This window comes from Actinomadura barringtoniae (assembly GCF_017573505.1).
GTDB lineage: Bacteria > Actinomycetota > Actinomycetes > Streptosporangiales > Streptosporangiaceae > Spirillospora > Spirillospora barringtoniae.
In genome coordinates, this window is sequence record NZ_JAGEOJ010000003.1 from 340,071 (window position 1) to 353,029 (window position 12,959).

Here is a 12,959-nt window from a genome sequence, read left to right on the forward strand (position 1 = left end):
AGTCTCGAAGATGTGCGCTGCCAGCCTAGGTAAAGACGACCGAGAGTCGGTCGACGAAGGATCACAGCATGAACCTATCCAGAATCGAAAAGATGGTCCGAGAGGGCGACCTTAGTCTCGACGCTCTTAAGTACTTGATTGACTGTAGAGCCGAATGTGAGTGGCTAGACTACAAGCAGGTTTTGCAGCTGGATACCGATTACCAGGTCGCATCTTTCGGCAAAGACGCAATCGCCATGAAAAACACGGGTGGTGGTTATCTCGTTATTGGAGTACAGGATAAGACCTGGCTACCCCAGGGGTTGCCAGTGAAGTTGGCCTTCGATGCCAAGTTGCTGCGCGATAAGATACGCCGCGCCACGGGACTCGAAATAACCGTCGATATTGTCCAGCATCAACTTCGCTATACAGGCGAGCTGAAATGGTTCGCGCTAATACTCGTAAGGGCCTCAAGTAAAAGAAAAAAACGTCGCACTCCGTCGATGGTAAGGATCGATTTTTGTGTTAAGCATCCTTACGGCCTGCGTCGAGGAGAAATATATTTCCGCCGTGGTGACTCAACAGTTCGACTCGATGACGGTGACGAGCTCGCGGATTTGCTAGACGACCTCGAGGATAGAGCTGACCAGGACAGCCTAGTCCCCGAGCAGCATACGAGCCCGTTCGCAATAGATACGGGAACATATCGCCTACTAGAAAAGGACTATCGCAATTTCATCGGACGCCAAGTATTGCGCGAGAAAATAAATGAAGCAATAACTCGTGATCGCCGAATCTGGATCGTCAATGTGCACGGCCCTGGCGGTGTCGGAAAATCTGCCCTGGCAACTCAAGCCGCATACGATTTTTATGAAAGACAGGAGTTCGAGGCAATATTGCACTTGACTGCAAAAGAGACGGTACTAACGCACCAGGGAATCGTTCGGTCACTGGGGCGAACTCTTTACTCTCTAGAAGACCTGCTAGCGCAGATTCTTAGGTTGTTTGGCGAGGAGCCAAGATCGGAGATGGAGGAGAATAAATCTCACGCTCTGGAATGGCTCTCTGTGATGCCGACTCTACTGGTGCTAGACAATCTAGAAACCGTGGATGATGGGAGAATTCTTTCATTCATACAAGGCCTGCCAGACGATACACTAGCCAAAGTGCTAATCACGAGTCGACGCAAGACGGGTGGCTGGGAATTCCCCGTCACCGTTTCTGAGCTCAATCGCGAGGAGATATCGGAGTTCATCGCGACAAAATCTAGCGAGCTCGGTATTTCCATTAAGTGGAGTGAAGATAATATAGATAATATTGCAAACGCATCGGGAGGGTTGCCGCTCGCGATCCAATGGATACTAGGTCATTATAAGCTTTCTCGGAACCTAAACAAATCGATAACAGCAGTTAATAGCGACGACTCGCCGGTGCTAGAGTTCAGCTTCCGTAACATATGGGATGCTCTCGATGAGGGCTCTAGGCGTGTACTCAGCGTTATGTCGATCTTCGACTCTCCGCCTGATAGCCGGCTCCTCGCTATCGCGACCAACCTGCCTCCTGAGAGGTTGGAGGCCGCCTTGCTAGAACTCGAAGAGGCGACACTTATAGGTCGCCAGGTCAATGAGGTGGATCGTCGCAGCGTCTACACTAGCCTGCCGATCACGCTTACCTTTGCTGCGAAACAACTGCCCCGGTTTGGTAACTTGGAGATAGAAGCGCGTCGCCGTGTACAACAGTACGTACAGCAAATGGATCTGCAGCAATGGGAAGTGCAACGATTTGTAGATATTTTCAAGCGCTACGGAGTCAAGACCGATAACGAGAAGCGCGGGGTGATCTTGTGTCGCAGAGGTGAGTCTGCGACCTTCGCGGGCAACCTTGTTTCGGCTGAAGAGCTCTTCACACAAGCTCGCGCAGTAGCTCCCACGAGCGCTTACGTTTTCGCCATGAGTGCTAACTTCGAGCTCGCTCGGAAGCGGGTGGGTCAAGCGATAAAATATGCGGACAACGCGTGTGCGCGCGCCAATCGATTCACTGGGGCCCTTGCATATAGTGTTAAAGCGCGCGTATCTGATGCTCAGCGAGACAAGCGTGGGCAGATTGCTGCCTTGCGGAGAGCTATCGAGTACGATCCTCAGGATCTGGTTCTACGTCACCAATATGGTGTGGCGCTCAGCCGTGCCGGAGAGACGCGAGATGCCATCGAGCAGTTCAGTAGGATTATTAGCATTGAAGGCGCCAAGGAGACGCCAAGTGAAACTTTGATAATGGCCCTCAAGACGAGGATTATCAATTATCGACGCCTCCGTTATAATGAAGAGGCTGAGGAGGATCTAGCTCGCGCAAAAGACCTGCTAGTGAAGTACCCGCATTTGAGTTCCCAAGCTCACCATATTGCTGACCTGGAATGAGATCGATCAGCAACAAGCTTCCAGTGTTGGCTGAGCGAGTGTGAAGCGGGGGCCTCGCGGCCCAGTGCAGTTGCTTTAGCTGTGATCACGGTCGTGGGCGTCACGGGTCGGCCGTGCTGGGCCGTAGTGCTTTGTCGGTGCTTGATCGTGTTCTGGTCCTCGGGACCCGCAGGCATCGTCCCAGCCACCAACACTGCAACCCGGCCACCCGGCCGCTGCGCACGGCGCATCCCACCGCCTCCTTCACCCGATCCTGACCTGCGTCCGCATCATCCGCGGAAGCATCGGGGCCTAGACCGCGACTACCGCCACCAAGCTCACCCAGGCTCTTGGCCAGGCCCTGCAAGAGGCACGCAGGCGACTGCTGCCTCCCCCGAACCAGCCGACACCACCCCCGAGCGATCAAGAAACCCGGCAGATGGCCAGTGCACCACACCGGCGCCGGACGCCACCAAGTCACCCAGGCCGCTAGGCCACAACCAGACTTTCAAAAGCAAACCGCACCGCCAGACCGACCGTTCACCAACATCCCAGACCCACCCAGACGCAGAGCGCCTCCCTAAAGCACCTACACCGGGTTGCGAAACCTCCAGTTCCCCGCGCGGGAGCATTCGTTCACGCGAATCTGTCTTTTACACCGTCTCGCCACTCAAGCGGAAAATCATGACGGCGGACCTAAGCGCGGGGTGCAGCGTCCGCGCGACTGACGCATCTGAGGGTGACGGCAACTAACCATCGCCACGAGCGCACATCAAACACAGTGTGGCCTCGGTGGGCAGCACTGCCGCAGAGTGGTTGCTACTCCTGAAAAGCGGATCCGAGCGTATGGCGTGGCGAAAGACGTACAGCACGTCGGGCAGTTCGTCAGCCGACCACAGTGGATGCGGCCATCGAGGTCCACGGCGACTACACGTGCATTGGTCGAACTACTCATCCCTGCCCGGACCCCAAGGACGCGGGGGCTACTGATCATCCTGGCGTCGCCCAGTCGCAGTAGAAGCACGCACTCCATGGCATGAGCGGACGTGTCTAGGCCTCCGCGGCGCCACGTAGTGATGCCGGGTGGCGGGGTAGCAGATCGCCCGATCGCGTTGATGCTGATTGCGGCCGGAGAGGCTGGCGCTTCTCAGCTGCGTGGATGGCGCGGCCCGTGGTGACGCGGGATGGCACGGGTGGTGGGCGAGTTTGTTGGGGGCTCGGCGGGGGTGTCTGGAGGAGCCGGGTGGGCTGGCTTGGATGGCGGGAAGTCGCGGGCTGCGAGAGTGGCTGGGGTGATGTGTTGTGGGTCTTCGGCCTGCAGGGCGCTGGTTAGTTGTTGGAGTGTGGCGGCCAAGTCGTCGACGAGCATCGTGTAGTCGGTGAGGTCGCGGGCGGTGGGGTCGATGACGTGGGTGAACTCGAGGTCCCTCATGTTGGTGAAGATCTCCTTGAGTTCGTTGACACCGCGTTCCAGGCGTTCGGAGATGTTGAGAGGGCGCTGGGGCTTCATCGTCACCTCGGAGAGGTTCAGCGGGTGGATTGGCTTGGCCAGGTCTGCGACGCAGGTTCTGGTGCTTGGGCCTGCTGCTGTGGCTCTTTGTGGGTGGCTTGGATGGTTGTTGTGATCGGGGCTGGGAAGTCGGTTGCAGCCAGGCCGGCCGCTCCCGTCGGTTGAGCGACGTCATGGGCGCGGAGGGATGCGTGGGCGCGCTTGAGGATGAGGGAGGTCTGCTGCGCGCTGTAGGGCGTCGCGGAGCTCGATCGTTCCAATGCCGCGCCGAGCTGGGTGACTGCCGCTAGGCCGTCGTGGTGGGCCTGTGTGTAGCGGCTGAGAAGTTCGCGGGCGATCGCGGGGAGCCGGGGGCACGTCCCGGGTCGTGGCGCACGGAGTACGCCGATGGCAGCGATGTCGTTGACGGCATCGTGGTGACGGCTTGCGATGGTGGCGCATGCGTCGATGGCTTGGAGGATTGCCGTGCCGACTAGGTATGTCTCGGCTGGGCCGGGCATTAGCCGCTCTGCTGGAACCAGCCTCTGTGTGGCTCTGTAGGTCGGCGCCCACTCTGGATCATCGAAGGTGAGCCGGCCGAGTCGGAGGATCAAGTCGCTCGCGTCGACGGCGAGCCCCGCGGACGGGATGGCGCTGGTGTCGCCGAGGCCGCGCCAACGCCGGGCGATGGTCTGCCATTGGCGATACAGACCGTAGAGACTCGCGCGGGATTCCTGGAGGTCAGCGGCCGTTTGGGCGTCGCCGAGCTCCCGCAGGCGCCGGGAGAGCTGGGCTGTGAGCTTGGTTCCGGCCTCGTAGACCAGGGCCGCGGAGTGCGCCAGATAGCGCCAGGTAGTTACCGCTCCTGGCCCGTCGGCAACGCGCAGTCGTTCGGCGCTGATGCCGATTCCGTGGACGGCTTGGGGCAGGTCCTCGCCGACGGACGGCGGCATCCGTTCGGGGAGGCGGTTAAGGGTGAGCGCGGTGATGGGGGCAGCGTCGTTGCTGTGTGTTCGTCGCGCCACGAGAGCGGCCTGAAGTAACGACCTACCGGCTGTCGTTGTGGAGGGGGTGTCGGCCCGGAGTGCGACCTGGCCTGCCGCTGATGCGTGTCGGCCTGTGGTGTACAGGAGCCAGCGGATCGTGTCAGCGGCGGAGATGACGCCGGCGTTGCTCGTTGCGGTATCGGTGGTGCTGGCGGCGCGATTGCGATTGTCGGCGGTTGGCAGGTGGGAAGAGAGAAGGTCTAGGCCGCAGCCCAGGGATAGGGCCATTGTTTTCAGTTCGCGGGCCAGGGCGGGGCCCTCGTCGGCGGGGTGCTCTACCGGTGCGAGCTGCTGTACTGCTTCGCCGAACAGGCGTGATGCGTGCCGGGCGTCGCTCTGTACGGTGGTCGTCTCAGCGTTTGGAATCCCGAATCCGGTGGCGACTTGGTCGGTGCAGCGGCCGAGGACCTTGGCCAGACGGGCGAGTTCGGCCAGCGTGGTGGGGTGCTGGGCCTGCTGCTTGATGTCGGGCGCGCCTAAGGGGCTCAGCGCCTGAACGACGCGTTCCAGCCGTGCGTCCGCGGCCGCGAGCATGTCGCCGAACGTGGCCATGTGCGGCTACCTGAGAGCGTCGTGGAGCCGGGCGCAGTGCAATGCGGCGGTGAGGCACGCGAGGACGTCGTCGGGGTGCGGGGCGATCTCGGCGGCCTTGATGAGGGCTCGTTCAGCATCGGTGGCGCCGGTTCGGAACGTCGTGGCTACGGCCTCGTTTGAGGTCGTAGTGCGGTGGGGTTCGACGCGTCGCGCGGGTGAATCCGGCCGGGTGCGGTCGGGATCTAGCGAAGGGGCCCGGACGAGCGCGTCTCGTGCGAGCAGCGCCTCGCATTGGGCGGTTCCCCAGCGCAGCAGGCCGCCATCGCGTTCGGTGAGTTCGCGCAGCGTCGCCGCGATGCGGGTGATGTCGTTGAGGGCCGTGTTGAGCAGGCTCGTGAGGGCGGGGCGGGCGAGCTTCGGGTCGGTCATCGGAACCTCCGTGGTGTTGGGTGCGGTCAGAGTGCGTGGCTGGGTTCAGGGCAGGGCCGGCTGTGGGATGTCTGTTTGGGTCCTGCGCTTCGCGGTGCCGGGCCGGAGACGCCATCGGATGGGACGCCATCCGCGATGTCGTTGGGGAAGTCGAGCGAGGCGAGGTGCGCGGCCTCGGCGTGCCGAACGGGCTGTGCCTGCGCGGCCGGATTCGGTTGATCTGGTTCTTGCCGGGTGCCGGATGTTCGTCGTGCGGGGCGACCTGTGATGCGTTCTGCGAGTCCGGTGCCGAGTTCATGCAGGAGTTCGCGTTGCGAGGTGCCGCTCCAAGTGCTCAAGGCATCTACGAGTCGAGTGCAGTCGGCACGGAGCGCGGCTTCGGCGGCTGGATCGAGGCCGCGGTTGCGGGCCACGAGCTTGATCAGGGTCTTTTCGGCTTGATCTGCGCGGGTCGCTTCGCCGAGCTGGGTGGTCACCCGCGGGAAGGGTGGTGCCGGTTCCAGTCGCAGCGCCGGTTCAGCCACCAGGTACGGAACGCCGGGGATCTCGACGAGGTAGGTCGGCTCCGAGCCGGGCTCTGCCTTCAATCCGGTGATGGTTCCGCACTCGCCACCCGTGCGGCGCAGTCGCACTTGGTCGCCGACCTGATAGCGCGCCTGTTCAGCCACCTCGTCGTCGTGAGCGGCCCGTCCGGTTGCCGAAGCTGCTGCGAAGTCGATCCCGTGAAGGTCGGCGTAGTGCTCCAGGTCGCACAGGAGCGCGCCGAGTACTGCGTTGATATAGGTCGGGTCTCCCGGTAGCAGGGAGGGAGCGTCAGGAAATGCGGCGCCCTCGTAGGCAGTGATGGCTCGATTGGCGTTGGCGATGCGCCGGGTCATCGCGTTGTGGTCGGTCACCAGCCGGCCCCTGAGGCTTCGCGGGACAGGGCGTCGCGGACGTGGGCCGAGTGCGCGATGGCTTGGAGGCATGCCGCGCGGTCTTCCGGCTCGGGCGTACGGTCGGCGACGTTCTGCAGCGCGTCGACGACGACCTGCACCAGAGCCTGGAGGGATTCGGCTAGGTCGCCGGGACCGCGATCGTCGTTGGCGGGCTCGTTCGCCCAGGCGAGCGCGGGTGCTTTCGAGAGCGACCACCAGGCGTCGCTCGCCTCGCCTAGCACGACCTGGTAGAGGTCGCGGGACGAGGCCGGGGCCGTCTCGGTGAGGAGCGTGGCGGCTCGTTCGATCAGCTCGAGTCCCATGAAGGCGGCGGCCAGGAGCGCCGTGGGGCGTTCGGCTGAACGAATCTGCCTGCTCACGTACAGGATGTAGTCGTGCATGGAGACCTCCGTGTATGGACGTCCTGCGATGACATGTCTCGAAGACGATCTAAATGGAACCCATCTACTAAAGTTGATGGCGTTTCGAGTGTGCCGCGCTGCGGGACGCCGGTCAATCACCAGCGTCAGTTCGACATGTCGTTGATGAAAATCAATGACCTTTGGATGGCCGGGAAGCGTCGCCGCGCAGCGCCACCAGTGCGCCGTGCAGGTCAGCGCCGCAGAGCGCGGAGCTGCGGCAGCAGATCTCGTCGGCCGGGTTGCGTGCCTGGGCGGCGCATTCAACGAGAGCGAGCACGAGTGCGTTGGACGTCTCGATGAGGGCTTCGATCACACTGGGCACGTCCCGTTCACGCAGCTCTGCTTCCGTACGGAAATGAGCTGATGGCGGTGGTTGTCGGTACGACGGAGCCCTGGCCAGGAGCGACCGGATCTTGGCGCAGTGGTCGTGCACTGCGGGCCAGTCAGGTGGTGGATCGAGCGGATCCAGGAACTCGAGCTCCTGAACCGCGGCATCGATCACGTTCAGGCCGGCGCGGATCGCCGCGAGGAGCTGGTTTGCGGACGTGGTCTGGGTGAGGTGCTTGGTGACCAGTTCGAGGGCATCGGTAAGGATCATGTCGGCGAGCCTCCTGACGAGTGCTGCGGGTGACGGATTGCCGTGGACGTCAGCGAGCCGGACCCGGCGGTGTCGTGGGTATCCGGGTAGTGGGTCGGGAAGGTCGCAGCTGGGAAGGGAGCGGCTGGTCGAGATTGCTGGGTCCGGTACGCCGCGGATCTTCACCGGGCGCCCGTGGGAAGTCCTGTGCCGCCAGTTGGGCGGAATCGGCTCGGGGGTTGGGCGGCTCCAGAGCCGTTGGGCTGCCGGATAGAGCTTCACCTGCGGACTCGACATCGAGTTGACGGAGCTTGGCGAAGATCTTGGGTCGGAGGAGCTCGGAGAATCGCCGTTCATCGAGGCCGGTCCAGGACGACAGTGAGGTGAGCAGCGTCCGGTGATCGCGAAGGTCCTCCATGCGAGGAGCCGAGCCCGGAGCGTCGGACTTCTCGATGCGCAGGATGGCTGCCACCAGCGCGGCTTCGGCGGCGAGCGGCGTCCCGACCACGCCGGTGGAGGTCACGGTCGGCGGAAATCTCGGCGCGGGGAGGAGGGTGGGCTCGGGGAACGGGTGACCGCTTGCCTCGCCGGGGAATTGGACGTAGAAGGTCGCCGATCCGCCCTGCGGTGAGAGGACGCCGGTGACCTGTCCTCGGGTCGTCAGGCCGGCGTGTTCGCGTCGACCGGCCTCAGGCCCGGTGAGTTGGACGGTCGCGCCGATCTCGTACGTGCCGGATTCTGCGCGTTCGACCGTGTGGTCCGTGCGGGCCTGAGCCAGCGCGTGGTCGAAGTCAACGCCGCGTTCATCGGCGTAGTGCATCAGGTCCGCCAGCAGGTCGCTCAGCAGCGAGAGACCTTCGCTGATGTTCGTACGGTGATCAAGGCCCTTGGGGTTTTCGAAGAGCTCCTGGTAGCCGTCCAGGGCGATGGCCCCGAACTCGGCGAAGTCTGTGTTGGTGATCTCGGACATGCATCCTCCGGCGGGCAGGCACAGGCGGGTGAGTGAGCCGCTGGCGTGCCGGCGAACGGCGGCGAACGGCAGGGGAGGGCGTGACTGTTCGCTAAGTGATGCCAAGGTCAGGGGCGGCCTTGGCATTCGGGTCGGCCTGGCATAGACCGCTGGTGACCGTACGAGCTCGTTCAAGAGCTGAGGCGACCGCAGCGAGCGCGATCTCGGCCTGGTGGAGCGCCATCGCGGCTGCCGTTACGGCCGGCATCGGTTCACCGCGGTCGCAGCCGACCCGGCCCTCGCGGAGGGTGTGAGCCAGGTAGCCGCGGATCTGTTTGATCGATCGCTGCAGCGCGAGTGAACCGGCGCCCAGCGGATGAAGAACCTCGCTCACCTGCTGAGGGCTCTGCAGGCCAGGCCATGCGTTCCACGGCGCGGTTGCATGGTTCAGGTCCCCCACGGCCCTTGCCATGCGGCGGGCATGCCTGCCCGCGTCGGGTACCGGGACGGAGTCGGCCACGCTCATCGCTTCACCTCGCCGGGCTCTGCGGTCTCGCCGGAGGCTGCGGAGAGACGGCTGACATCCGGTTCATCGACCTGCTGCCCACCTGCCGGTTCGAGGTCGGTGAACTCGGCGAGCTCGGTGGGCTGGTCGATGGCCGGCGAACTGCTAGCCCACCAATCCGGTGGAACGGGCTGGGTGATCGCTTGGTGAGGTTCGAGGTGCTGCTGCTCTGTGCATTGGTAGAACGGGCCGCGTGCGCCGAGCAGGACGGGCAGCTGGTGGTCAAGGTGGTCGCGGTACCACAGGCCGATTCCGGAGGCGCCCTGAAGGCGCATGGACTCCCACGCGTACCAGAGCGCTGTTAGCCGGGAGATTGCCTCGGCGTGCAGCCACCATTGGGCGCACCAGCGGTATTCGCCGCCGAGCGTACGGCGGTACATGGGGAGGAAGTGCTCGGTGACCCATGCTTCGACGGTCGGGTAGCACGGCTTGGGCTGCTGCTCGTCCACCTTTTCAGGGGTCGGAGCGGTGTCGACGGCAGAGGTCTCAGGGTGGGCCGGGCCGCTCGCCGCGTCGTCGCAGGTGAGGGTGGTGGGGTGGTCGTCGCGAGACTGAACGGTGTGAGTTTCGTTCGACATGGGACTGGGCCTCCGGAGGCATGGCGTTCATGGGCGGGTCTCCCTCTCTTCTCGGGCGTTCAGGCTGGTTGGTTGGCTGCATGTTGAGCTGCTGGTACGCGGCAGATGATCAGGTCACGGGTACTGCTTCCAGAACCCGTCTGGTGTCCCGCCATCCGGGGCATCGTCGTGCTGCCGACGGCGGTAGTGGCGGCGGGCGGCGTTTGCGATGGCGGTCTCGGCTGCCTTGGTGGCGGTGTTGATCTGGTCGGCGTATGGGCCCTGGTACCAGGGCTTGAGGCGGATGAGGGCGGGCTTGGTGCCGGTGGCGAGCAGGAGGGCGGTGCCGGTTGGTAGGGCGCGGATATCGGCGGCTTCGAGGATTTCTTGGCGGCGCAGGGAGATCTGTTCGCTCGTTCGGCCGTCGCCGTAGGTGAGGCTGCGGACGGGGACGTCGTGCTGGCCGATGAGCGTGGACAGGTCGCGGACAAGGCGGGGCGAGTCGATACCGGCCCCGATGATTTTGCGGGTGGCGGCGCCCCAGAGGGCGGCCATTCCGGGTTCGCCCCAGACGGTGACGCCTTGTTCGTAGGACTGCAGGATCGTCACCGGGACGATGCCGCGGGAGCCGAGGTGGGAGTAGAGCTGGGGAAGGTCGGCGATGCGGCAGATGTTGGCGGCCTCGTCGAGGGCGACGACCAGCGGTGGATCGAGGCGCCCGCCGGCTTGCTCGGCCCTGCGTTCGGCGGCGCGCATGGTGGTGTCGGTGAGTGCGGCGATGAGCGGCGCTGCCGCCGACAGGGACTTGGACAGCAGGTAGAGGGTGTCGCAGGAGGCGGCGAACGTGTCCGGGTCGAAGGTCGGCTGGTCGCGCTGCGGGGTGACCCAGGCGAGGATCTCCTCGTCACGTAGGCATTTGGCCGCCGTGCGAGCCGTTTGGTAGATCCCGTCGCGGGTCTCGACGGCGCCGTTCTGGGTGCCCTTGAGAGAGGAGGCCATGAGCCGGAAACCGGCCTCGGCTAGCAGCTCGATGGGGGTTGGGACGGCGGGTTCGTCCAGCCAGTGCGCGACGTGATGGAGAGTGCGGCCGGAGCCGGCAGCCGCCAAGAACAGCGCACACAGCAGGTCTTGGGCGGCCGGGCCCCACAAGTCCTTCTTCTGCCCGTCGTCGACGGTGAGGACGAAGTGCCCGGCGAGGCGGTGTGCGTCCTCGACTGTGGTCAGGTCGGCCAGCGGGTCCCACCACCATTCCTGGAGCTGGTAGGTGATGTGCTGCGGGTCGAACAGCCAGACCTTGCCGCCGGTGCGCTCCGCTCGGAGGGTGGCGATGGCAGCCCACAGGTCGGCCTTGTTGCTGGTGGCGATGACCGGCCCCGGCGCCGACAGGACGTGCGGGATGGATTGGGTGGTGGTCTTGCCTGAGCGGGGCGCCATGAAGGCGACCACGGTGTCCTCCCACGAGGTGAAGAGCGTCGGCCCGCTGGCGCCACCGCGCTCCAGGACGTCGCCGAGTACCAGGCCCACGTCCGCCTGCTCCATCTTCTGTGGGGTCGCACCGGCGAGCGAGCGGCGCAGTGCCACGGCCCTGGTTGCGGCGGGGCCGTGCCCGAGCGCCACGAGGGCCGGGTTGTCAGCGAGAGCCGCGATGGGATCCCCTGGCTGTGGACGAAGGGTTGCGACTCGCTGCCAGATCTTCCAGACGGACGCCACTACAACGCTGACCAGCGTGAAGAGCACGAGCAGTACAAGCAGCGTCGGCGTGCCCGGCCACAGCCGCTGGGGCTGGTGTCGTGCCGCTGCCACGGCGAAGCTGCCGCCGAATGCCATGACGTGACCGCCGGTGAACAGGGCTGCAAGGCGAGCAGCGGCCCAGAGCAGCCAGAGACATCCGATCGGCGCCCAGCACCCGACCAGCACCATCCATCCGGCGGCGGCGCCGGTGTGCCAGATCGATGCGCGCGGCCCTAGCGCGCGCGTCATCGATGCCCTCCCTTGGGTCCGGGGCGGTTCCCTTTGGAAGGTGCGGGTTGCGGCGAGTCGGCCTGCCAGGCGTCGCCGCGTTTGGCTGCCGTGATGGCGTCGCTAACGTCGTGGGGAAAGTCCTCGGCAGCCAGACTGTCGGTGTCCTTCGATGAGGTCCGAGAGGGCGAAGGGCTGGCGTCCATCCTGCTTGCGGCTCGCCCGATTCGGGTGCCGAGCGCGAACAGGACACGTTCGCCTGTACTCCCGGCCCATGCGCCGAGCGCTCCGGCAAGGTGGTCACGGTCGGCGATCGCCTCCGAGTCGGGGGGCTTGCCGAGCTGCCGATCGCGCAGGACTCGTGCCGCGGTCGTGACGAGAGTGGCCTCGGCGTCGGCCGCGTTGACCGCCGTCACGGTTTTCAGCCGAGTGGACGGGAACGGCTTGGCGGGCTCAAGGCTGCGAGCGGCGAAGGTGTAGTCACCGATACCTGGGAACCGCACGGTACACGTCGCATCGGGTTGCGCCCCTTCCGTACCTGGAGGTTGGCCACGCGCCGCAGACCTCTGCGGCAGGGACTCCCCAGAGGCAAGCGAATTGACCGCCGTGATGAAGCCTTGGGCACGCCAGCTTCGGGGGCTCGTCTCTCCTACGACGGCGGACGGCCGTACCCGTACCTCCGAGCCGACACGAAGCCAGTTTGGAGACGTGTGCGACGTGGCTTCGCCCGTAACGGCGCGTCCGACGGACGCGGCGGGCTGGCGTTCAAGCGCTTCGGCAAGCGCGGAACGGAGATCGACGCCATGCGCGGCGGCATATGACGTGAGGTCCTTGAGGAGGGATCGGATGAGGGTGTCGGCCAGCAGCGGACTATCGCGATGAGAGACCGTACTGGCAGCCAGGACCTGATCCGCGTAGACGTCCAAGGCGCGGGCGGCGTTTTCTCCGGCCGGGCGGGGACCTTCAGATGGCGCCTGTGGTGTCGGGGGCACCGTCACTGCCCCTTCGCGCGAGAGCCATGGCAGTTGACCCAGGAGACGCCGCGGCTGACCCAGGAGACGCCGCGACGCAGGTGCGTCTGAGTGCGTGCGGAGAGGCGTCCTCTACGTCGGCGTCCGCTGCATTGGCAGTGAACGCGATCGA

At 64.6% G+C, this 12,959-nt stretch carries 12 protein-coding genes; 1 reads left to right on the plus strand and 11 read right to left on the minus strand.

The window, feature by feature from the left end:
- Positions 1 to 68: 68 nt before the first annotated feature.
- A complete protein-coding gene (locus J4573_RS08550; RefSeq protein WP_208254735.1) occupies positions 69 to 2,393 on the plus strand; it encodes an RNA-binding domain-containing protein in 2,325 nt (774 codons plus the stop codon).
- Positions 2,394 to 3,519: 1,126 nt separating this feature from the next.
- Here the strand turns inward: J4573_RS08550 and J4573_RS08555 are convergent.
- From J4573_RS08555 to J4573_RS08605, 11 genes are all read right to left on the minus strand, one after another.
- Positions 3,520 to 3,882, minus strand: coding sequence for a hypothetical protein (locus tag J4573_RS08555; protein WP_208254736.1), 363 nt, complete (start codon positions 3,880 to 3,882; stop codon positions 3,520 to 3,522).
- Between the two features lie 17 nt (positions 3,883 to 3,899).
- A complete protein-coding gene (locus tag J4573_RS08560) occupies positions 3,900 to 5,459 on the minus strand; it encodes a hypothetical protein (RefSeq protein ID WP_208254737.1) in 1,560 nt (519 codons plus the stop codon).
- A gap of 6 nt (positions 5,460 to 5,465) precedes the next feature.
- Positions 5,466 to 5,870, minus strand: coding sequence for a hypothetical protein (locus tag J4573_RS08565; protein WP_208254738.1), 405 nt, complete (start codon positions 5,868 to 5,870; stop codon positions 5,466 to 5,468).
- 26 nt (positions 5,871 to 5,896) lie between these two features.
- Complete coding sequence (locus tag J4573_RS08570) at positions 5,897 to 6,766, minus strand: hypothetical protein (RefSeq protein ID WP_208254739.1); 870 nt, start codon at positions 6,764 to 6,766, stop codon at positions 5,897 to 5,899.
- A complete protein-coding gene (locus tag J4573_RS08575; RefSeq protein ID WP_208254740.1) occupies positions 6,763 to 7,188 on the minus strand; it encodes a hypothetical protein in 426 nt (141 codons plus the stop codon). The genes J4573_RS08570 and J4573_RS08575 overlap by 4 nt, the downstream gene beginning before the upstream one ends.
- 151 nt (positions 7,189 to 7,339) lie before the next feature.
- Positions 7,340 to 7,807 (minus strand): hypothetical protein, encoded by a 468-nt coding sequence (locus J4573_RS08580; RefSeq protein WP_208254741.1) that lies wholly within the window; start codon positions 7,805 to 7,807, stop codon positions 7,340 to 7,342.
- Positions 7,808 to 7,856: 49 nt separating this feature from the next.
- Positions 7,857 to 8,756, minus strand: a complete 900-nt coding sequence (locus tag J4573_RS08585; protein ID WP_208254742.1) for a hypothetical protein — start codon at positions 8,754 to 8,756, stop codon at positions 7,857 to 7,859.
- Between the two features lie 91 nt (positions 8,757 to 8,847).
- Positions 8,848 to 9,261: a hypothetical protein gene (locus J4573_RS08590; protein ID WP_208254743.1), complete on the minus strand. Its 414-nt coding sequence runs from the start codon at positions 9,259 to 9,261 to the stop codon at positions 8,848 to 8,850.
- Positions 9,258 to 9,878 (minus strand): DUF4913 domain-containing protein, encoded by a 621-nt coding sequence (locus tag J4573_RS08595; RefSeq protein ID WP_208254744.1) that lies wholly within the window; start codon positions 9,876 to 9,878, stop codon positions 9,258 to 9,260. The genes J4573_RS08590 and J4573_RS08595 overlap by 4 nt, the downstream gene beginning before the upstream one ends.
- Positions 9,879 to 9,992: 114 nt before the next feature.
- Entirely contained in the window at positions 9,993 to 11,837 is a 1,845-nt protein-coding gene (locus J4573_RS08600) for a type IV secretory system conjugative DNA transfer family protein (RefSeq protein WP_208254745.1), read from the minus strand.
- On the minus strand, positions 11,834 to 12,232 hold the full coding sequence (locus J4573_RS08605) for a hypothetical protein (RefSeq protein WP_208254746.1): 399 nt from the start codon (positions 12,230 to 12,232) through the stop codon (positions 11,834 to 11,836). The genes J4573_RS08600 and J4573_RS08605 overlap by 4 nt, the downstream gene beginning before the upstream one ends.
- Positions 12,233 to 12,959: the final 727 nt, after the last annotated feature.